Source organism: Agrobacterium pusense (genome assembly GCF_900102105.1).
GTDB lineage: Bacteria > Pseudomonadota > Alphaproteobacteria > Rhizobiales > Rhizobiaceae > Agrobacterium > Agrobacterium pusense.
Genome location: NZ_FNBB01000008.1, coordinates 139,882 through 159,466, shown reverse-complemented (window position 1 = coordinate 159,466; position 19,585 = coordinate 139,882). Strand labels below are relative to the sequence as shown.

Annotated in this window: 18 protein-coding genes; 11 read left to right on the top strand and 7 right to left on the bottom strand. The window is 58.6% G+C overall.

Translation table 11 applies throughout. The annotated features are described in order from the left end of the window. The first annotated feature begins 184 nt into the window (after positions 1 to 184). The 7 genes from BLU28_RS18105 (at position 185) to vapC (ending at position 5,897) form a co-directional block, all read left to right on the top strand. Positions 185 to 421: an acyl carrier protein gene (locus BLU28_RS18105; protein WP_003502080.1), complete on the top strand. Its 237-nt coding sequence runs from the start codon at positions 185 to 187 to the stop codon at positions 419 to 421. A 245-nt stretch (positions 422 to 666) separates the two neighbouring features. Beyond that, a complete protein-coding gene (gene fabF, locus BLU28_RS18100) occupies positions 667 to 1,929 on the top strand; it encodes a beta-ketoacyl-ACP synthase II (RefSeq protein WP_004441057.1) in 1,263 nt (420 codons plus the stop codon). Between the two features lie 362 nt (positions 1,930 to 2,291). After that, a complete protein-coding gene (gene mltG, locus BLU28_RS18095) occupies positions 2,292 to 3,512 on the top strand; it encodes an endolytic transglycosylase MltG (protein WP_004441060.1) in 1,221 nt (406 codons plus the stop codon). A gap of 71 nt (positions 3,513 to 3,583) precedes the next feature. Beyond that, entirely contained in the window at positions 3,584 to 4,471 is an 888-nt protein-coding gene (locus BLU28_RS18090; protein ID WP_006700159.1) for a YicC/YloC family endoribonuclease, read from the top strand. A gap of 4 nt (positions 4,472 to 4,475) precedes the next feature. After that, positions 4,476 to 5,138 carry a guanylate kinase gene (gene gmk / locus BLU28_RS18085; protein ID WP_004441063.1) on the top strand — a complete coding sequence of 221 codons (663 nt, stop codon included), beginning with the start codon at positions 4,476 to 4,478 and terminating at the stop codon, positions 5,136 to 5,138. A 127-nt stretch (positions 5,139 to 5,265) separates the two neighbouring features. After that, the gene (gene vapB, locus BLU28_RS18080) at positions 5,266 to 5,499 is read left to right on the top strand and encodes a type II toxin-antitoxin system VapB family antitoxin (protein ID WP_035207666.1); all 234 of its coding nucleotides are present in this window, start codon (positions 5,266 to 5,268) and stop codon (positions 5,497 to 5,499) included. Then, positions 5,499 to 5,897, top strand: a complete 399-nt coding sequence (vapC, locus tag BLU28_RS18075; protein WP_035207667.1) for a type II toxin-antitoxin system tRNA(fMet)-specific endonuclease VapC — start codon at positions 5,499 to 5,501, stop codon at positions 5,895 to 5,897. Before vapB ends, vapC begins: the two co-directional genes overlap by 1 nt. A gap of 15 nt (positions 5,898 to 5,912) precedes the next feature. Here the strand turns inward: vapC and rsmA are convergent, their stop codons facing one another. From rsmA to BLU28_RS18045, 6 genes are all read right to left on the bottom strand, one after another. Further along, the gene (gene rsmA, locus BLU28_RS18070; protein WP_035207668.1) at positions 5,913 to 6,743 is read right to left on the bottom strand and encodes a 16S rRNA (adenine(1518)-N(6)/adenine(1519)-N(6))-dimethyltransferase RsmA; all 831 of its coding nucleotides are present in this window, start codon (positions 6,741 to 6,743) and stop codon (positions 5,913 to 5,915) included. Beyond that, positions 6,743 to 7,765 carry a 4-hydroxythreonine-4-phosphate dehydrogenase PdxA gene (gene pdxA, locus BLU28_RS18065; RefSeq protein WP_077987860.1) on the bottom strand — a complete coding sequence of 341 codons (1,023 nt, stop codon included), beginning with the start codon at positions 7,763 to 7,765 and terminating at the stop codon, positions 6,743 to 6,745. The genes rsmA and pdxA overlap by 1 nt, the downstream gene beginning before the upstream one ends. A gap of 26 nt (positions 7,766 to 7,791) precedes the next feature. Then, positions 7,792 to 8,739: a SurA N-terminal domain-containing protein gene (locus tag BLU28_RS18060; protein WP_006700162.1), complete on the bottom strand. Its 948-nt coding sequence runs from the start codon at positions 8,737 to 8,739 to the stop codon at positions 7,792 to 7,794. A gap of 295 nt (positions 8,740 to 9,034) precedes the next feature. Further along, the gene (locus BLU28_RS18055) at positions 9,035 to 11,416 is read right to left on the bottom strand and encodes an LPS-assembly protein LptD (RefSeq protein ID WP_077987775.1); all 2,382 of its coding nucleotides are present in this window, start codon (positions 11,414 to 11,416) and stop codon (positions 9,035 to 9,037) included. Further along, a complete protein-coding gene (gene lptG, locus BLU28_RS18050) occupies positions 11,417 to 12,505 on the bottom strand; it encodes an LPS export ABC transporter permease LptG (RefSeq protein ID WP_004441073.1) in 1,089 nt (362 codons plus the stop codon). It lies immediately after the preceding gene. Continuing rightward, positions 12,502 to 13,671 carry an LptF/LptG family permease gene (locus BLU28_RS18045; protein WP_004441075.1) on the bottom strand — a complete coding sequence of 390 codons (1,170 nt, stop codon included), beginning with the start codon at positions 13,669 to 13,671 and terminating at the stop codon, positions 12,502 to 12,504. Before BLU28_RS18045 ends, lptG begins: the two co-directional genes overlap by 4 nt. A 298-nt stretch (positions 13,672 to 13,969) precedes the next feature. On the opposite strand from BLU28_RS18045, the gene BLU28_RS18040 reads away from it, so the two are divergent. The 3 genes from BLU28_RS18040 to BLU28_RS18030 all read left to right on the top strand — a co-directional run bounded on the left by BLU28_RS18040 (position 13,970) and on the right by BLU28_RS18030 (position 17,110). After that, positions 13,970 to 15,463, top strand: a complete 1,494-nt coding sequence (locus tag BLU28_RS18040; RefSeq protein WP_045534274.1) for a leucyl aminopeptidase — start codon at positions 13,970 to 13,972, stop codon at positions 15,461 to 15,463. A 25-nt stretch (positions 15,464 to 15,488) separates the two neighbouring features. Then, a complete protein-coding gene (locus BLU28_RS18035) occupies positions 15,489 to 15,938 on the top strand; it encodes a DNA polymerase III subunit chi (protein WP_004441079.1) in 450 nt (149 codons plus the stop codon). A gap of 143 nt (positions 15,939 to 16,081) precedes the next feature. Beyond that, a complete protein-coding gene (locus BLU28_RS18030) occupies positions 16,082 to 17,110 on the top strand; it encodes a GGDEF domain-containing protein (RefSeq protein WP_022555941.1) in 1,029 nt (342 codons plus the stop codon). 28 nt (positions 17,111 to 17,138) lie between these two features. On the opposite strand, the gene BLU28_RS18025 is transcribed toward BLU28_RS18030, so the two are convergent. Continuing rightward, complete coding sequence (locus BLU28_RS18025) at positions 17,139 to 18,065, bottom strand: Gfo/Idh/MocA family protein (RefSeq protein ID WP_004441083.1); 927 nt, start codon at positions 18,063 to 18,065, stop codon at positions 17,139 to 17,141. Between the two features lie 302 nt (positions 18,066 to 18,367). On the opposite strand from BLU28_RS18025, the gene BLU28_RS18020 reads away from it, so the two are divergent. Continuing rightward, complete coding sequence (locus tag BLU28_RS18020) at positions 18,368 to 19,573, top strand: GGDEF domain-containing protein (RefSeq protein WP_234794419.1); 1,206 nt, start codon at positions 18,368 to 18,370, stop codon at positions 19,571 to 19,573. Positions 19,574 to 19,585 lie beyond the last annotated feature (12 nt).

The window sequence follows — 19,585 nt, the reverse complement described above, 5'->3', positions numbered from 1 at the left end:
CCAAGACTGTGAACAGTCGTCCCGGAGAGACAGGAAGCCGTTGCGATTTTGCGTGACGATGTCTAGCTTGGACCGGGTTGAACGGGTTTGCCCGCAGTGCCGGATTTGAACGGCGCATGAGGGCTTCTAACAGGGCAGGGTGCCGCGAGGCATTCCCTTCAAAATAAAGGTCGAGGAAACCGACATGAGCGATATCGCAGAACGCGTAAAGAAAATTGTAATTGATCATCTTGGCGTTGACGCCGACAAGGTTGTTGAAGGCGCCAGCTTCATTGACGATCTGGGCGCTGATTCGCTCGATACCGTTGAACTGGTCATGGCTTTCGAAGAAGAGTTCGGCGTTGAAATTCCCGACGACGCTGCGGATTCGATCCTGACCGTCGGCGACGCTGTCAAGTTCATCGAGAAGGCCCAGGCCTGATCGACCCGCATGGGGAGGTGCAATATCCTCCCGTCTTGGCCCGGCTTGTCCGGGCCAATGTTTTATCGGCCGGTGGCACGTGCTCCGACAGGTGCTCGTTTCCCGGCGATGCATGAGGTTACGGCCCGGAACGGTAGCCGCGATTCTCATGCCGTGATTTTGAAATGCTGCGCCATTGCGTGAACACCCCGTGGTGCCCGATGTCGCAGAAGACCGATGATTTGGATAAGGGCGGAGCATTGGCGATGAGGCGTGTCGTTATCACCGGTACCGGCATGGTATCTCCTCTTGGATGTGGAACGGAAGTGACCTGGGAACGGCTGTTGGCCGGCCAGAATGGCGCCCGTCTCGTGACTGAATTCGAAGTCGAAGACCTTCCTGCAAAGATCGCCTGCCGCATTCCCGTGGGCGATGGTTCCAACGGCACCTTCAATGCCGATGACTGGATGGAACCCAAGGAACAGCGCAAGATCGATCCCTTCATCCTGTATGGCATGGCTGCCGCCGACATGGCGCTTGCTGATGCAGACTGGCATCCTGAAACCGACGAAGACCAGATCGCAACCGGCGTTCTGATCGGCTCCGGCATCGGTGGTCTGGAAGGCATCGTCGAGGCCGGTTATACGCTGCGCGACAAGGGCCCGCGTCGCATTTCCCCGTTCTTCATTCCCGGCCGCCTGATCAATCTCGTATCCGGCCAGGTTTCCATCCGCCACAAGCTGCGCGGACCGAACCATGCCGTGGTGACGGCCTGCTCGACCGGCGCGCACGCTATCGGCGACGCCGCCCGGTTGATCGCGCTCGGCGATGCCGATGTCATGGTCGCCGGTGGTGCCGAATCGCCGGTCTGCCGCATCGCGCTTGCCGGTTTTGCGGCCTGCAAGGCCCTTTCCACCCAGCACAATGACAATCCGGAAAAAGCCTCGCGCCCTTATGATCGCGATCGCGATGGCTTCGTCATGGGCGAGGGTGCCGGCATCGTCGTTCTGGAAGAGCTGGAGCACGCCAAGGCGCGTGGCGCGAAGATCTATGCGGAAGTGGTCGGTTACGGCCTTTCTGGTGATGCCTATCACATCACGGCACCGTCCGAAGATGGCGAAGGCGCCTACCGCTGCATGTCGATGGCGCTGAAGCGGGCGGGTCTGACGCCTGACGATATCGACTATATCAATGCCCACGGCACATCCACCATGGCCGATACCATTGAGCTTGGAGCTGTCGAGCGTCTTGTCGGCGAATCGGCCTCGAAGATTTCCATGTCTTCCACCAAGTCGGCCACCGGCCATCTGCTCGGTGCGGCGGGCGCCATAGAGGCGATCTTCGCTACGCTTGCAATCCGCGACAACATCGTTCCGCCGACGCTGAATCTCGACAATCCCGATGTCGAGACCAAGATCGATCTTGTGCCGCACAAGGCGCGCAAGCGGCAGGTCAATGTGGCGCTTTCGAATTCCTTCGGCTTCGGTGGCACAAACGCCTCCCTCGTGCTGCGCCGTTACGAAGCGTAAGTCGCGGCGGCTGTGGCCGTCGCGATGGCGTCCGCGCCGCATACCGTCCCCGGCGGTGCGGCGCTCTCCTGCCGGACGCTTTAAAGAATGTTCTTTCCTTAGAAGAACGTGGTTCGGCTTGCGAAAGCCATTCCGGTTTTCGCGCCGATATTGTAGTCATTGATTGGGAGAGTTTGCCGGTCTGCTCGATTTCGGACCACAGGTATCTTTCCCCCGTCGGCTTTGTCCGAGGTGATATTCGTGAGGCAGAACAAGAAGGCTTCACGGTGTCTTTATGTGGTGCAGGAAGCCATTCCGAACCTGTTTTTGCCGCATTACCTGCGCAAAAAGCGCTGACAACGCCGAACTGAAAAGGACCGACGGTGAGCGACACGAACCAGAACAGCCAGGGACCATACGGACAAAACGGCGCGGGCGAAGGCAATCGCGGTCCGATCATTCCGAAATCCCCGACGGAAGCCTTGCGGCCGGAAAAGGTGCCGGCGCCGCCGAAGCGCTCCCGCAAGGCCCATGGCCAGCTTGTCATCTTCCTGAACTTCCTGATGACGCTTGCCGTTGCCGTTTGCGTCCTGGCGATCGCCGCCTTTTATTACATGATCAATGCGTTTCAGGAGCCGGGGCCGCTTGAAACGAATACACATTTCACCGTGCGTAATGGTGCCGGTCTCATTGAGATCGCCAATAATCTCGAGCGCAACGACATCATCTCCAACGCACGCGTTTTCCGTCTGATGGCCGGCAGCTATCTGCAAAAGGACCAGACGTTGAAGACCGGCGAATATGAGATCAAGGCCGGCGCATCGATGAAGGACATCCTGATGCTGCTGGAATCGGGCAAGTCGATCCTTTATTCCGTGTCGCTGCCTGAAGGGTTGACGGTCAAGCAGATGTTCGCCCGCCTTGCTGCCGACGAGGTTCTGGATGGTGAACTTCCCGCCACCTTGCCACCGGAGGGTAGTCTGCGTCCGGATACTTACCGCTTCACCCGTGGCACCAAGCGCGAAGAAATCATCAATCAGATGAGCGCGGCGCAGGACAAGCTGATCGACATGATCTGGGAACGGCGTGATCCCGACCTGCCGATCAAGACCGTCGAGGAGTTCGTGACGCTGGCCTCGATCGTCGAAAAGGAAACAGGCAAGGATGACGAGCGCGCCCATGTTGCCTCGGTCTTCTACAACCGCCTGAAAAAGGGCATGCGTCTGCAATCCGACCCGACGATCATCTATGGTCTGTTCGGCGGCGACGGCAAACCTTCGGATAGGCCGATTTATCAATCGGATCTCCAGAAACAGACGCCGTTCAACACTTACGTGATCAAGGGCCTGCCGCCATCGCCCATCGCCAATCCCGGCCGGGCCGCACTGGAGGCGGTTGCCAACCCATGGCGCACGGATGATCTTTATTTCGTGGCCGATGGTACGGGCGGTCATGTTTTCGCAAAGACGCTGGACGAGCACAATGCCAATGTGCGCCGGTGGCGCAAAATCGAGGCCGAAAAGGCGGCTGCCGGAGCGAATCCCGAAGTTGTCGTGGATGGTCAGCCCGGTGGTGCAGAGGCGGAAAAACCGGCCAATAACTAACTGATAAATCACGGCCGGGCCTTGTGACCACAAGGCCCGGTTTCGTGCGGCGTGACGGGGGGATTCCATATATGACGTTGCAATCGATGACCGGCTTCGCGCGCAGCGAAGGCACCTCCGGCCGCTACCGCTGGGCGTGGGAATTGCGCTCGGTAAACGGCAAGGGGCTGGATCTGCGCCTGCGTCTGCCTGCCGGTCTGGAAGCCTTGGAAACCGGGCTGAGGGAAATCGCGGGGGCGCATCTTTCCCGCGGCAATATCCAGGCGGGACTGGCGCTCTCAGTTGCCGAGAACCGGCTCGAGGCTGTCATCAATCGCGATGCTCTCGCCGCGGTTCTGGCGCTCAAGAAGGAACTGGGCGATGTCGTCGACGACAAGCCATTGAGCTTCGATACGCTGCTTACGTTGCGCGGTCTGGTCGATTTTCGCGAGGCGGAAGACGATGCGGAGGCGCTGGCTGCGCGCAACGGCGATGTGCTGGCTGGCTTCGCTGTTGCAGTCGAAAAGCTGAAGGACATGCGCGAGCGGGAAGGGGCATCTCTTTTCGCCATCCTTTCCGGTCATATCGACCGGATCGAGCAGCTTGTGAACATCATTGAAAGCGATCCCTCCCGTCACCCGGAGCAGATCGCGGCGAGGCTTGCTCAGCAGATTGCGCTGATTGGCGATGGCATGCACGGGCTTGATCGTGACCGCCTTCATGCCGAGGCGGCGCTGATCGCCACCAAGGCGGATCTGCGCGAAGAGATCGATCGGCTGCATGCCCATGTGCAGGCCTCTCGGGAGCTTTTGGCCAATGGCGGTCCGGCTGGCCGCAAGCTCGATTTTCTTGCACAGGAATTTAACCGTGAGTCGAATACAATCTGTTCCAAATCGAACGCCAGTGCGGTAACCGCAGCAGGTATAGAGCTGAAAGTGGTTATCGACCAGTTCCGCGAGCAGGTCCAAAATCTGGAGTAGACCCATGGCCCCGGTGAATATTTCTCCCGTCACGATCGCCCGCAGGGGGCTGATGCTGGTGATTTCTTCGCCTTCCGGCGCGGGCAAATCCACGATCGCGCGCAACCTGCTTGAGAAAGACAAGAATATCAGCCTTTCCGTCAGCGTCACCACACGCGCTCGCCGGCAGAGCGAGATCGAGGGCATTCACTACCACTTCATCTCCAAGCGCGATTTCGAGCGCATGCGTGATAATGAGGAATTGCTGGAATGGGCCGAGGTTCACGGCAATTTCTACGGCACGCCGCGCGAGCCGGTGGAAGATGCCATGGCCGCCGGTCGCGACATGCTGTTCGACATCGACTGGCAGGGTGCCGAGCAGTTGCAGGACAAGATGAAGGCAGACGTGGTCTCGATCTTCATCCTGCCGCCGACCATGACCGAACTGCAATCGCGCCTGCACCGCCGCGCCGAAGACACCGAAGAGGTGATCAAGACCCGGCTCCTCAATTCCCGCGCGGAAATCGAGCACTGGCGCGACTATGACTACGTCATCCTCAATGACGACCTTCAGGCCGCTTTCGAGGCCGTCGAAGCAATCGTCAAAGCCGAACGCGTCCGCCGAGACCGCCGCCATGGCATGTTCGATTTCGTGCGGGCTTTGCTGGAGGAAGAGCCGAAGCTCTGAGGTATCAATGAGATCAGACCACCAAGTTTGATCGTCCCTGTCTCGTCCATCGTCATGCCCCAGAGTCCTTGAACGAAGGACAAACTGGCGCTATGTATATCCCAATGGGATATACGAGGGTCGATGCATGGCTACGTCTACCGTATTTACAAGCAATCGCAGTCAAGCTGTCAGGCTGCCGAAGACCGTCGCTTTTCCAGACGACGTCCATAAGGTGGAAATCCTGAAAGTCGGTCTGACACGTATTATTGTCCCCTATGGGAAGCGTTGGGACGACCTCTTTTTGAGCGGTCCGCGTGCCACGGACGATTTCATGTCCAGTCGCGAAGAGCCGCCGTTGGAAGAGCGGGATTCCTTCTGATGCTCCGATATATGCTGGATACGAACATCTGCATCTATGTGATGAAGACATACCCGACCGACCTTCGGGACAAATTCAACAGTTTGGCGGACGAGCTTTGTATTTCGAGCATTACGCTTGGTGAGCTCTGTTACGGTGCGGAGAAGTCAGCCCGGCGGCGCGAAAATCTAGGCGCGATCGAGAATTTCACAGCGCGTCTGGAGGTACTGCCTTTCGCGGACAAAGCCGCATCGCATTACGGCCAGATCAGGGCGGAGCTCGCCAGAGCGGGCACGCCCTGTGGTGTTCACGACATGCAGATTGGTGGCCATGCCCGTAGCGAAGGATTAATCGTCGTGACAAACAACATGCGCGAGTTCGTCCGGATGCCCGGCTTACGGGTCGAAAACTGGGTGTAGTTTCAAAATCCTGATTTACAGGCAGTTCGCCAACGTAACGAACTCTTCGACCGATAACGTCTCCGCCCGGCGCGTGGGATCGATACCAGCCTTTTCAAGCAGCGCCTCGCCGCCAAGGCTTTTCACGCTCTGGCGCAACATCTTGCGGCGCTGACCGAAGGCGGCTTCGGTCACTTTTTCGAGCTTGGCGATATCGCAGGGCAGCGGCTTGTCCTTCGGCAGCAGATGCACGACGGTGGAGGTTACCTTCGGTGGCGGGCTGAAGGCCTGTGGCGGGACATCGAAGGCCATTTCGGCAACCGTACGCCAGCCGGCGAGAACGCCAAGGCGGCCATAATGGTTGTCGCCTTCTTCCGCCACGATGCGCTGCCCGACTTCCTTCTGGAACATCAGCGTCATGGAGAGCCAGAAGGGTGGCCATTGCTTCGGCAGAAGCCAATTGACCAGCAATTGCGTGCCGACATTGTAAGGCAGGTTGGCGATGATGCGCACCGGCTCGCCGACGGGGACCAGAGCCTCGAAATCGGTCTGCAGGGCGTCTCCCTCTATGACCTCAAGCCGTCCGGGGTAATGCGCCTCGATTTCCGCGAGCGCCGGCAGGCAGCGACTGTCCCGTTCGACGGCGATGACCTTTTTCGCCCCGAGCGAAAGAATAGCGCGGGTGAGGCCGCCGGGACCGGGCCCGACCTCAATGACAGTCACGCCTTCGAGCGGTCCCGCCGTTCTGGCGATCTTCTGGGTAAGGTTGAGGTCGAACAGGAAGTTCTGTCCGAGCGATTTCTTCGCATCGAGCCCATGACGCTGGATGACGTCCCGTAGCGGTGGTAGTCCGTCGATGGCCGCCATTATGCGCCGGCCCGGCTGCGGAGGGAAATGTCCGCCGCCATCTTGAGTGCCGCCACGAGGCTCGCCTCATTGGCGATGCCCTGGCCGGCAATACCAAAGGCAGTGCCATGGTCTGGCGAGGTGCGGATGAAGGGCAGCCCGAGTGTGACGTTGACCGAATCGTCGAAGCCCAGCGCCTTGGCGGGGATGAGCGCCTGATCGTGATACATGCACACTGCCACGTCATAACGCTTGCGGGCGGCATCGTGGAACATGGTGTCGGCGGGCAGGGGACCGAACGCATCGATCCCGTCCTTGCGCAGCCGCATGGTCGCGGGGTGAACGATATCGCGATCCTCCGTGCCGAGTGCGCCGTCTTCACCCGCGTGCGGGTTCAGCCCGGCAACCGCCAGACGCGGAGCTTCGATGCCGAATTTCCGTCGCAGATCGGCATCGATGATCCGGCAGGTCGTGACGATCAATTCTTCCGTCAGCGCGGCCGGCACGTCTTTCACGGGAATATGGATCGTCACCGGCACGACACGGACCTTGGGGCCGGCGATCATCATGACAGGCGTGACTTGTTCACCGGTCTGGCGCAAGGCGAGATCAGCCAGAAACTCCGTATGACCGGGGAAACCGAAGCCAGCCTCGTAAAGCACCGATTTCGCGATGGGATTGGTGACAACGGCCGCAGCCTTGCCCTCGACCGTCAGCGAAACGGCGGTTTCGATGGCCTTGATCGTGGCATGGGCAGCGCCGACATGCGGTTGCCCCGCCTGCACGTCGAAGCCGACGGAAAGAGGTAGGATCGGAAACGCGTTTTCGAAAAGGCCAACGGCACTGTCCGCATCGCAGGTCTCGATATTGAGCGGCACGCCGATCAGCGCCGCGCGGCTTGCCACCACATCGGGGTCGCCGATGAAGATGAAGGGGGGCACACCGTTTTCCCGGCGCTTCGCCCAGGCGGTAATGGCGATATCGGGGCCGATACCGGCTGGATCTCCCTGTGTCAGGGCAAGCGGCAGGGATGCATATGTCACGGAAAGACCCGGCTCTTGTATCAATATCAGGTGTTGACGATCTGCGCCTTCTTGCGCAGCTCATCCATGTATTTCTTTTCGTTCGGGTTTTCGCCTTCCTTGGCCTTCATCAGGTCTTCGGACTTGAACACCATTTCCGCCGCATAGTCGTCGGAAACCTGGCGCTGCTTGCAGATGGCCAGATATTCGACGCCCTTTTCGGTCACGCGTGTGCCGGTGGTGCCGCCTTCCTTGGTCTTTTCTACCAGAGCCTTCCAGTCTTCCGGCAACTCAGGCGCCAGAATGCGGCCGAGGTCCTTGATTGCCACATCGCGCATGGTCGCGGCAAAGCTCATCGCCTGATCGCAGCCGGGATAACGTTTACGCGAGGCTTCAGCCTCAGCCTTGCGCTTGCCGGTGATGGCGTTGCGCTTTGCTTCCGGTATCACGAAGATGACCTGCTGCAGGAAATATTCCGTGGTGACGGGTTTGTCGCCTCGCTCTTTCAGGCGGGTGACAAGATCCTGCGTTGACATCTTGCCGCGCGCGCCATAACGGGCGTTCACAAGGCGCGGCCAGCTCATCTGAACGGCGATGAAGGCCTTGAAGTGGTCGGCGCCAACACCCGCCTGCGCCAGCACCTTCGTCAACTGCTCCGGCTTCATCTTGTTGTTGCCGGCAAATCGCGCGAAAGCAGCATCGACATCCTCCGTACTGACCGACATTTTGACGCGGGCGATTTCTTCGCGCTTCAGCGCTTCATCGACGAGCTGCTCACGCGCCTTTTCATTGAGGTTGCCGGACTGGCGCTGCAACTTCAGGAAGGCGACGCGCTTGGAAATGTCGTCATTGGTGATCGGGGTCTTGTTGACGACGATCTTCACGGTGTTATCGGCAAAGGCCTGACCGGCATAAGGCACGATGGCCATGGGAACGGCGAATATCGCAAAGGCAAAAGCAGCGCCACGCAAAGCCGACTTTCCGAAATTCATCATATCCTTCTCCCTTTCGTCAGGCTGGGTCCTGTTGCCCTGTCCCGCCAATCTGTTCGTCTGGTAACAGGGATTTTGCCTTCCCCCGCCTTTCAGACCTGCACATGTGCATCCGCACCGCGAATTTGCCACGTATATATCATCGTGATCCGCAAAACGGCAATGTGTCGGTTTGTTGAAAGAAACCCGATACTGTCATGCCGGGTCGACACTGGCGCGGTGTTGCGGCAAAACCGTGACTACTACTGGTCTGATAGCAAAAAGGCAGGCCACAATGCTGTGCGGCCCGCCTTTAAACTCAGTAATTGTTCGGCTTCCAGCCAATATCCATGTCGTTCCAGTCTTCGTTCGCGGAGCCGACGCTGATATCGCCAAGGGTACGGAAGGCAAGACGGGCGTTGATGGACCAGTCATTGGCGGCCTGGCGGCTGGAGTTGATATTGCCTTCGTCGGAATAGCTGACCGTCAAGATCGTGCATTCATCCTGATAGGCGATACCAATCCGGCGTTCGGCGGCAAACTTGCCGTTCAGATCGTAGTTGATCGAGCCGAACAGCGACCAGTTATCGTCCATGCGCAGTGAACCGGACGCCTGGATGATATCGCGGTCTTCGTTATAGCCGTATTTCGGCTGCGCCTTGACCTGCGTATAGCTGAGCCTGCCGTTGATGCGGCGATCCGAATAGCTGATGCCCGTTTCAGACCGGTTGATTTCGAAATTGTCCTTGTCGAGACGCAGGCTCGAGGACAGCGAAAGACCGATAGGTGCATCGAATGCAGCCATGGCGACATAATCCGAACGATCGGATTCGAGGCCGGAATCGGCGCCGACATTCAGAAGATCATAGGAGGCGAAGGAATTATCGCCAGCGAGATGGAAGGACTGGCCGGCAATGGCGCGAACACCGTAACCATTGTCGAAAGTACCGTTGTAACGGAAGCCGAGATTGGCTCGTGTGCCGCCTTCGATCCGGTCGAAGCCCGAAAATTTGTCGCGCTCAAACAGGTTTGTGGCGTCGAACACAAAGGCTTGTGAGTCCTCGTTCGGGAAACGACCGGAATATTGCTCGTTCGGCCGCACGAAAATCTGCGCGATGGGCTCGATCACGTGGCTGCTGTTGAGAGCGGTGAACAGCCAGGGATAACGCACCTCAAGGCCACCGGTGACCATGCCGCGCAAGGCAGCATCGTCATGGATCATGCCTTCATAGGCATAGGATGTGCCGCCGGAGGTGAAGCTTGCCGCAGTCATGTCGGTCCACAATGCGTCGCCGCGCGCCGCAAGGATCGGCGTGATCTGAAGACCGCTATCCATCGTGATGGTGCGCTTCCATTCCGCTTCCGTGGTCCAGCGCGTGTAAGAGCCTTCCAGACCGTTGAAGCGCGGGAAGCTGCCCATCGCGTAGGAATCCTGCGTCGAACGGCTGATGCTCGTGAAGTTCGTGGTCAGCGAGAGCTCGCCGCCATAGATAGGATCCGGCAGGAAGTAACGATAGTCAACGACCGGATGAACGATCGCCTGCTTACGTTCCTTGAGCTCTGAATTATCCGTGTCCTGAACGTTGAAGTAATAACCGCGGGCGTCGAAGCTGTTACGTTCGCCAGTGCCTGTCAGATAAATCTGATTGGTCTGGACGTCGTTCTTGTAGCCTTTCAGGCTGTAGGTACGCGAAAAATTGTTATCCGACTGCACCATGGCGTCCCAGCCGAAGGCCCAGCGCGGGTTGATGCTGAAATCGCCCTTGCTGGCAACCATGCCGCGCTGATCGTTCAGCGCGTCACTCGTTCCGGCAATGAACGTATCCGAGGACTGCTGGCTGATGCCGGCGATCGTCAGCGTGTGCATGCCGGTTTCGAAACGCTGGCGCAACTCGGCCTGAAGAAGCAGGCCCTGTTTTGTGTAGTAGGTCGGTGTGACCGTGAGGTCGGACGTATCGGAAAGAACCTGGAAATAGGGGACACCGATACCGAAGCCGAGCTTGTTGGTCATGCTCATCTGCGGGAACAGGAAGCCCGACTTCCGCTTCACCGTATTGTCCGGCACCGTCAGGAACGGGATATAGGCGATCGAATGGCCGAAAAGCTGCAGACGTGCTTTTTCCAGCCGCACCGTATGGGTCTTGCCGTCCTGAATGACGCGCTCGGCCTTTACCTGCCACAGCGGCGCCTTTTCCGGGCGCTCGGCGCAGGGCAGACACGCGGTGTAGACACCGTTGTTGAGGACCATCAGGTCGCCTTCAAGGCGCTCGGCGCTTTCCCCGGCAATACGGGTATTGTCCGTGGTCTCGACGCGCAATGCGTTGACGAAGCCCTGACCGAAGTCGTCGGTCACGTCCATCTCGTCGGCATAGATCTTGTTGCCGCCCGGCTCGATCAGCTCGATGTTGCCATGGGCGACCACGCGACCGGTCTGCTGGTTATATTCCACTTGCTGGGCCACCATACGGTAGCCCGAATATTTCATGCGAACCACGCCCTTCGCGATGACGCGCTGGGAATCGCGGTTATAGGTCAGTTCATTTGCTGTAAGCAGGAGTTTCGAATCGTCTTGGCTTGCCGACGCAAGCAAACCATCCTGGCCGAAAGCGACCGGGCTGGATGCCAAATACGCGCACACAGCGGCACCTGTCAGAAGGGCCGTCCAAAGCCGCCTGATATTCCCGCGGTCAATTACCGCCACTTAGCCGTCCTCCTGATGAAGCAGAATGGTTGCCCCCAAAGCCAACGCCACGATGACTGGAACCCAGACCGCGACGGTGGGAGGGACAACACCACCACTCCCGAATGCCCTTACGAGCACGGTTACTACATAAAGCACGAAGCCGGAAACGATTCCACCCAGAATCACGGAGCGCGACTGGGCGAAGCGGCTGAACTTTAATGAAACGGTCGCGGCGATCAAGGTCATCGCAACCAGAAGCAGGGGCGTCGATAGCAGGAAATGATACTGCGTCTCAAGCGCCTTTGAAGATAGTCCAAAGGACTTTGCAACTTCGATCTTGTGAGAAAGGTCAAAGAAAGCAACGGTTTCCGTCTGCGTCATGCGCTCTTGGACGAATTCCCGTCTCAGATTGGTACTGATCTGCATGCTCTCTTGCCGAACTGGCACATGTCCGGCCCGCGTTTCAGAAACGCCGTTAAGAAGCCAGTAACCATCTTCCAATTTAGCCGACTTCGCATCCTTCCGCGAGACGATGTTTCCGTCCTTGTCGAGGTCGATGAGAACCACGTCGAGAAGCATCGTTCCGTTGTCTTCGAAGCTCTTGGCGCCGATGATCGTATCCTGGCCGCCGCTCGACTGGCGCATCCACGGAATGATCTGCTGCTGGCGTCCGCCGCCCGCTTCGTTTCGCAGGCCGGCTTCCATGGCGAGCGACTTGTTCTGGCCCCACGCTGCGATGGGGTTCAGGACAGTGACCGACAGGATGCCGATGAGGACCGCGCCGAGCACGAAGGGGAGAATGAACTGCCAGGCGGAAATGCCGGCGGCGCGCGTCACGACCAGTTCGTAGCGCCGGTTGAGCGAGATCAGCGTCGTCATGCCGACGAACAGCGCAATGAATGGTATGGTCTGCTGCAGGATCAACGGCAGGCGAAGCGCTGTCAGGCCAAGCGCGGCCGGAACGGAATAGCCGGGCAGGCCGGACATGCGCCGCGCCGTTTCGCTGAAGTCGGCAAGGTAAATGATCGAGGATACGCCGATCACGAACCAGATGGCCGTGATGAGATATCGTTTCAGAAAGTACCGGGCGAGCGTGTTGAAGATCATGCGTTGCCGCTCCCCGAATTGCGCGCCAGCCGGCTGGAGAAGAGACGGCGCAACCGGCCCGCCGCATCGGTTACCATCCTCGGCATTTTCGGTTTACGGCCGGTGATCAGCACGAAGGCGGCCGCAGCACCGCTGAGGCCCGGAACGGCATAGACCAGAGGAATGAAGGCTGCGCTCTGCTTCACCTGGTTCGTGACGTAAAAACCGAGCCAGCGAAGCACGAAAGCCGTCACCAGCGCCGCGACCATCGGATGCATGCGCGCCTCGCGGTGCGAACGGGCGTCGGCGGCGATGACCAGCGATATCAGCGCAAAAGAAAAGGCGAACATCCAGTCCGACAGTCGCTTGTGCAATTCGCTGCGGAACGTCTCCGGCGAGCGCTTGTAGCTCGCATTGTTTTCATCGGGCGAAAGAAGGAAACCGAGGCTGGCGTCGCCCGGAGAGAGCGAAGGCTCCGAATCCTGCTTTTCCGACATGGTCGAAAGGTCGAAGGCATAGGACAGGAACTTGACGATCGAGACCTTGCCGTCAGGCGTCTTCTGCTGCACCTCGCCGTCGCGCATGGTGAGCGACGTACCGCTTTCGTCGATCATGCCTTCCTTGGCATAATAAATGAGATCGAAATTCGGATCGCGGCGGTCGGCAACGAACAGTCCCTTGAGAATACGGCCCTGCCGTTGGGCAATCTGCACGTAAAGGCCGTCCTGGATGGTACGGAACGTCTTCTCCTCGATCACGGAGGAGAGAAGGTCGGCATAGGCCGCAGCCACCATCTGCCGGGCCGAACTGCGGGCAGGCGGCTCGACGAAATTGGTGATGGTGAAGGAAAGCGCGCTCAGGACGGCGGCCAGAATGAGAACCGGGCGATACATGATCGAACGCGGAGATCCGGCCGCATCGATGATCGCGAGCTCGGAATCATTGTTCATCGTCGTGAAAATCTGGGTGATGCCGATGACGAGCGCGAAAGGCAGCACGACGGGAATGAGCGTCGGCAGGATCATCGTCGCGAGCGCCATGAAGGAACCCATCGACTGGCCCGTATCGGTCACGAGATTGATTCTCTGGAGAACCTGGATGGTCCAGATGATGGCCAGCACCGGCAACAGCGCGACCAGAAACATCTGCGTTGTCCGCCGCAGGATATAGTTCTCGAGAAGCTTCATACGGCCCTGTTCGACATTGTTTTTCCCTGCGATCGCTCGCCGAGTTTCCGCCTATCTAATCGCATCGTTTGCAATTGGCTATTCCGGCAGGCTCACAAATATGTTTTGCGCGACAATTTTTCCGCCGCCTGTGTCTTTTTGTGGAACAAGCTGTCGGTTTCATGACGTGAGTTCGCATTCACTAAAAATGCATTTCCTTTAACGGCTGTGGGGCTTTAAAGAATGCGGGGTTGCGCCCGGGGCCGAAAAGGCCATGATCATGCGCATCGTGCAAGTCGTAGAAGAAGAGCAGGAAAACATGTCCGCCAAATTTGATATATCTTTCGCCAATTCCGCCTCGCTGGAAAATGCCCTGGCCGTGATGCTGCAGGCCTCGGGTGATGCGAAGGCCGTCGCCGGTGCTTCCGAAGCCGATCCGGGTGGTGTGATCGAAAGGGCGGCGAAGATCGCGGGGTTTTCCGCAAAATCCATGACGACGCTCGATGTTATCGCGCCGCAGGGTTCCGCTGCCGACCGGCTGCTCGTCATCGGAATCGGAAAGCCGTCGAAGCTGGTCGCCCATGACTGGCTGCGTGCCGGCGGTACGGCGGCTGCCCATTTCAAGAAGGCGGACAAGGTCGTTGTCTATCTCGATGCGCCGGGCGTAGAGGTTGGCGCTCAGGCGGCGGCGGATTTCGCGCTTGGTCTTCTGCTGCGCGCCTACAGCTTCGATGCTTACAAGACCAAGAAAAAGTCCGAGGACGAAAAGACGCCGAAGAAGGTGGAGATCATCATCGTCACGGCCGCCCATCAGGAAGCGGAAAAGGCTTTTGCCGTCTCCGAGGCGGTTGCGGGCGGCGTTATACTGGCGCGCGATCTCGTCAACCTCCCTCCGAACGTTCTCGGCCCGGTCGAATTCGCCGAAAAGGCGGAAGAGTTGCGCAAGCTCGGCGTCGAGGTGGAGGTCCTTGGCGAAAAGGAACTGAAGAAGCTTGGCATGAATGCCCTTCTCGGCGTGGCGCAGGGTTCGGCCCGTCCGCCGCGGCTTGCGGTCATGCAATGGAACGGCGGCTCCAAAAAGGATGAACCCGTTGCCTTTGTCGGCAAGGGGGTCGTTTTCGATACCGGCGGCATTTCGCTGAAGCCCGGCCTCAACATGGAAGACATGAAGGGTGACATGGGTGGTGCTGCAGCCGTAACCGGCTTGATGCATGCGCTTGCGGCCCGCAAGGCCAAGGCAAACGTTATCGGTGTCATCGGCCTTGTCGAGAACATGCCTGATGGCAACGCCCAGCGCCCCGGCGACATCGTGACTTCCATGTCCGGCCAGACCATCGAGATCATCAATACCGACGCCGAAGGACGGCTGGTTCTGGCCGATGCGCTCTGGTACACCAAGGAGCGTTTCAATCCGAAATTCATGATCAATCTCGCAACACTGACGGGCGCGATCACCGTGGCGCTCGGCAATCTGCAGGCCGGATTGTTCTCCAACGACGATGAACTGGCAACGCGGCTTTCGCAGGCCGGCGAGGTGACGGCTGAAAAACTGTGGCGCATGCCGCTCCACAAGGATTACGACAAGATCATCGATTCCAAATTTGCCGACATGAAGAACAGCTCGGGCCGCCTGGCGGGCTCCGTCACCGCTGCGCAGTTCCTCAAGCGCTTCGTGGGTGAAACACCGTGGGCGCATCTCGATATCGCCGGGACAGCCATGGGCTCGCCGCTGACCGAGATCAACCAGTCCTGGGGATCGGGTTACGGCGTGCGTCTTCTGAACGAACTCGTTCGCGCCCACTACGAAGATTGAGACGAGCGGAGCGGCACGCCAGCGCATGACTGAAATTCTGTTCTATCACCTGACGGAATCGAAGCTGGAGGACGCGCTGCCGCCCTTGCTCGAGAAATCGCTGGAACGCGGCTGGAAGGTCGCGGTCCAGACAGTGGGCGAGGAGCGCCGGGACTTCCTCGACACGCATCTCTGGACGTTCCGCGACGACAGCTTCCTTCCGCACGCCACCGACACTTCGCCAGTACCGCAAAACCAGCCGATTCTCCTGACGGCATCGGACGGGAACGCCAACGCCGCGAGTGTTCGTTTTCTCGTCGATGGCGCCGAGCCCCCGGCAGTGGAGGCTTATGAACGCATCGTCTTCATGTTCGACGGATACGATGCCTACCAAACCGAAATGGCGCGAAACCACTGGAAAAGGCTGAAAACGGAGGGGCATTCGCTGACCTACTGGCAGCAATCGCCGGAAGGGCGCTGGCAGAAAAAGGCATGACCCGTCCCCCCGTCTGACTACCTTTGCAACGGGAAAATGGCCGGTAAGAAATCGCATGTGGTGTCGCCCGTGGCGGTTGTTTTATGAACGCATGCAACATGTACGCTTTCAGACGCGTTATCAGCAGACAGAGGGGATATGCGATGGGACAGATGATGCCACGACCGGATCTGGAGCTGGAACGACTGGTAGCAGTGCGGTCCGTTGTGGCTTTCAAGAATGCGGAAACCGCTGAATTGAAGGCGATCTCGCAACTGGCGCAGGGCGTATTCGGGGTGGCACGCGCGGCCGTGCATATTCTGGATGAGGACTGGCTCCACATTGCCGAGCAGGCAGGGCTGCAATTCCAGGAATGCCCCCGTGACATCGCGATCTGCGACCGTGTGGTCGTCACGCAGAATATTCTGACTGTTACGGATCTGAGCGCTCATCCTGAATTCGGCTCTTTGCCTTATGTAAAGGGCGCGCCCGACCTGCGGTCCTACGCCGGCGCTCCGATCGAACTCGAACCCGGTCTGGTGGTCGGGACTTTTTGTCTGCTTGACCCGCACGTTCGGGAGTACACCGCTGCGGAGGTCGATAATCTCCAGTATTTTGCGACACTCGCGGGCGCGCTTTTGAGATTGCAGAAAGCGAACTTCACCATGAGCCTTGCCGCCCGGGAACTGCGCGATGCGGCCATGACCGATCCGCTGACGGGCTTTTATAATCGCAAGGCTCTGGACGCGATCGTTGATCTGGAACTTGGCGCCGCGCTTTGCGAGAAAGACACTTTCGGTGTTCTCTATCTCGATCTCGACGGCTTCAAGACCATCAATGACACGCTTGGCCATGCGGCAGGAGACAGGGTGCTGGTCGAGGCATCCACCCGAATCCGCGATGCTGTAAGAGAAGATGACGTGGTGGTGCGCATGGGGGGCGACGAATTCGCAATATTCGTGCCGCGTCCGGATTCATCCACGCTCATCAGTGGCCTTGCGGAAAAACTGCTCCACGCGTTTCGGCAACCGTTTCATGTGGAGGGTGAGAGCGTGCTTGCGCGCCTCAGCATCGGCGGCGCCATCGCGCCGCAGGCGGGCGCGGATCGCGCGACGCTGCTGCGGAGCGTCGATGAAGCCCTGTATCAGGCCAAAAAATCGGGGCGCGACCGGTTTGTCAGCCGCGCCCTCTGAAAGATTGCCTTGAGAAGCGTTTCGCTGCTCAGTCGTAGAAAGAATCCACGAATTTGTGGCGGCCGAGCAGAAAAGCATCGGCCACATGGGTCAGCGGCGCAAGATCGACGTCCGAGCGGCCTGACTTGATGATCTCGGCGAAGCGCTCGTAAAGGGCCGGATATTCCCGTTCCGGCTGGGATAGTTTTTCCTCACCATTGATCGAAAGCTTCGCCCCGCCTTCCGAAAGCACCATCCGCCCCGCGGCGGTCTCGGCCACGATGTCCCAGCTCTGCTTGCCGGTCTGACGCCAGTCGAATTCGGCATGGACGGGCATTTTCGTCACGTCGGAGAAATGCAGATCGGCCGCGATCGGCGCGTCGCGGTTTTCCGGGAATTCAAGCGTCGCCCTGGTCAGGAACAGCGCGCGCGGCAGGATATGGGTGATGATGGAAAGCGCATTGATGCCGGGATCGAACACGCCGAGACCACCCGCCTGCCAAATCCATTCCTGGTTCGGATGCCAGTGGCGCACATCTTCTTTCCAGATGACATGAACGCTGTTGATCGTCGTGGAGGCTAGAAACGCCTTGGCAGCCTCCACGCCAGGTGCATAACGCGAATGCCAGCTTGCAAACAGTGACAGGCCTTTAGAATCCGCGAGGCGGACGAGATCCTGTACCTCCGAAAGCGTCGCGCCCGGCGGCTTTTCGAGGAAGACGTGCTTGCCGGCATTCAGTGCCGCATAGGCTGCCTCATAACGATATTGCGGCGGCATGCACAGAGAGACGGCGTTGATATCGGGTACGGCCTCGAGCATCGCCTCGATGGTGCCGTAGGATGCGACGCCATCCACCGTGCCATGGCGGCTTGCGGTGCAGATCAATTCAAAATCCGGATTGCCTGCAATGGCGGGAAGATGCTGGTCGCGAACGATTTTTCCGACGCCGACGATGGCAAGCTTGGTGGCTGACATGAAGTGGAACCCGTGTGTGAGTGCTGCCTAAGATAAAGTGTGATTTTTACAGGTTTTTAGCAGAAACGCCCGCAGGAGCAAGGTGATCGTTTCGGCGCGACGCGTCTTTTCCAGACGATGACTTCACCGAAACTTTCGATACACATTATCGATCGTGTAATGCTTGATCATGAAAATATTTCTTTGTGATTTTCAGTGATGTTTTCGATGGCCGGGCTGTCTTAATCCAATTTTTTAGGTATATTCTCGTTTTGTTAGAGTTTTATGTATTTTTAACTTGAGTATATTTTAAAGAGCGGGTCGTGGTGGTTTTATTCAAGGCTGACCGTCTGTCTGGCTTCGTTCAGAAAGTCAACGAAAGCAGCCGGCAATTCAATACATACGGATTGATCTTCGGCATCATCCTCTACAATCTCTACGTATTCGTGGACATCAGTCTGGTGCCGGAAATCATCTGGCTGGATCTGACAGTCCGCCTGATGATCATCACACCGCTTCTCTTTCTTTATTTCCCCGCCCGATATTATGCGATCAGGATGCGGCCGGACGGCGTGGCGCATGAGGTCCTGCACGGACTGGGTTGCATGTTGGTCGTCGCCTCGATCATGTTCATCTATGCCAATGCGCAAACCTCGTCGGCGAGCGAATATTACGTGGGTATCGTCACCGTCGTCCTTTATATGAACACGATACATCGCAAACCGTTTCCGCTTGCGGTCATGGGCACGGTTGGCTGCATGGCGGTTTTCATTGTCGGCATGGAATATGTCACGGTCACGAGCGAGGTGGCCAAGCTACCGGCCATCATGTGTTCCGCTGGCATCAGCGCCGTCTCGCTGTTTGCGGCCTACCGCATCGAGCAGGTGGAAAGAAAGGACTATCTGGCCTCTCTGCGGGAGAAGACCCTGCTGCAGCGGATTCAAAGTGCAAATCACGAGCTTCAGCAGCTTTCCAATACCGACCAGCTCACCGGAATTCGCAATCGCCGCAGCTTCGAGGAGGCGGCGAACGAGGCGTCGGTCGGTAGCGGCCGGCCGCGGGCGCTCATCCTTCTCGATGTCGATTATTTCAAGAACTACAATGACGCAGAAGGCCACGTCGCCGGCGATGACTGCCTGCGCAGGATTGCCGGCAGGCTGCGTGGCGCCCTGCGCAGGGACGATGGCGACAGAAGTTTCATAGCCCGTTACGGTGGGGAAGAATTTGTCGTTCTGCTTGCCGATTGTACCGCTTCCGCTGCGCTTGCCGTTGGCGAAAGACTGAGACTGGCCGTAATCGACGAGGCCATCCCCCATCTCAACCGTCCAGACAGACAGGAAATCGTCACCGTCAGCCTCGGCATCGCCGTTTCCGGCGACGGCAGGGAAATCATATACGAGATGGTGAACCGGGCCGATATGGCGCTTTACGAGGCAAAGCGCCAGGGCCGCGACCGGCTGGTGCTGGCCTCCGGGCATATGGGAATGCCGGCGGAGCTGTACGGGCTCGAGGCCATGATGTCCGGATAGGGCTGATGGCTT